The 1956-nt window shown below is 40.4% G+C and carries 1 pseudogene; it reads left to right on the top strand.

Going from position 1 to position 1956, the window contains the following annotated elements:
* Window positions 1-1956: pseudogene (gene secA, locus AACY61_RS13045) on the top strand (preprotein translocase subunit SecA); the annotation flags it as partial.

Consider the following 1956-nt stretch of genomic DNA (forward strand, 5'->3'; position numbering starts at 1 on the left):
ACGAGCCACATTGGCAACCTGTTCTGCGGTGCGTTGTTGATGAGGTAGATTCTGTTTTGATTGATGATGCTCGTACCCCATTAATCATATCTGGGCCCGTTCCGGAGGGAGATCGTCACGAATTCACTGAGTTAAAGCCACAAATCAATGAGTTAGTGGAAATACAACGAAAATATTTAACAGGGGTTCTTGCAGAAGCCAAAAAACTTATTGCTGAAGGAAACACTAAAGAAGGTGGTCTAAAATTACTACGAGTTTACAGAGGTTTGCCCAAAAACAAAGCCCTGATAAAATACCTTTCGGAAGAGGGAATCAAACAAATCCTTCAGAAAACTGAGAATCACTATATGCTTGACAACAACAAAGAAATGCCAAAGGTGGATGCTGAGTTGTATTTTGTGATCGATGAAAAAAATAACCAGATTGAACTTTCTGATAAAGGAGTAGAATTTCTTTCAGGTGAAAAAGACCCTGAATTTTTTGTCATGCCCGAAATTGGATTGGAGATTGCCAACATTGAAGCCAAAGAACTTTCAAAAGATGAAGAAGCTAAAGCCAAAGAGGAATTATTTAGAGAGTTTTCAGTGAAAAGTGAACGAATCCACACCATGAATCAACTACTCAAAGCGTATGCACTTTTTGAAAAAGACACCCAGTATGTGGTAATGGACAATAAAGTGATGATTGTCGATGAGCAAACCGGACGAATTATGGAAGGCCGGCGTTACAGTGATGGCTTACACCAGGCAATTGAGGCTAAAGAGAATGTGAAAATTGAAGCACTTACCCAAACCTTTGCCACCATCACGTTGCAAAACTATTTTAGAATGTATCGCAAACTGGCCGGTATGACCGGTACCGCGGTAACTGAAGCCGGTGAACTTTGGGAAATTTATAAATTGGATGTTGTTGAAATCCCTACTAACAGACCGATTGCACGCGATGACCGTCAGGATAAGATTTATAAAACTAAACGTGAGAAATATAACGCCGTAATCGAAGAAGTCGTTGAACTTTCAAACGCTGGAAGACCGGTACTTATTGGTACCACTTCTGTTGATATTTCTGAATTGTTGAGCAAAATGCTGGCCATTAGAAAAATAAAACACAATGTGTTGAATGCCAAACTCCATAAAAAAGAGGCGCAGATTGTAGAAGAAGCCGGTCACGCAGGAGTGGTTACCATCGCTACAAACATGGCAGGTCGTGGAACCGACATCAAGCTTTCAGAAGAAGTTAAAAAAGCGGGAGGTCTAGCTATAATAGGTACAGAACGTCACGACTCCCGTCGTGTTGACCGACAGTTGCGCGGGCGTAGTGGCCGTCAGGGAGACCCGGGTAGTTCACAGTTTTATGTATCACTGGAAGATAATTTGATGCGTTTATTTGGAAGTGACCGCATTGCCAAATTGATGGACCGTATGGGCTTGAAAGAAGGAGAGGTAATACAACACTCCATGATTTCTAAATCGATAGAACGCGCTCAGAAAAAAGTAGAGGAAAACAACTTTGGAATCAGAAAGCGTCTTTTGGAATATGATGATGTTATGAACGCCCAGCGGGAAGTGATTTATAAACGTAGATATCATGCTTTGTTTGGAGAACGACTTCGAGTAGACATCGCAAATATGATTTATGACACTTCTGAGGTAATTGCAGATTCCAACAAACTGGCGCAAGATTTTAAAAACTTTGAATTTGAACTCATTCGTTATTTTTCTATTAGCGCACCTGTTACTCAAGAGTTTGAGAAAAAAGACACACTTGAGGTTGCCGGAATTGTTTACAAAGCGGCCTACAAGAATTATCAGGAGCGTATGATTCGAAATGCGGAAATTGCTTATCCGGTCATTAAAAATGTCTATGAACAGCAAAAAGATCAGTACAAGCGAATTCTCGTTCCGTTTAGTGATGGAGTAAAGACACTAAATGTAGCAACTGATTTAGAAAAAGCTT

The organism is uncultured Planktosalinus sp., assembly GCF_963973675.1.
Taxonomy (GTDB): Bacteria; Bacteroidota; Bacteroidia; order Flavobacteriales; family Flavobacteriaceae; genus Planktosalinus.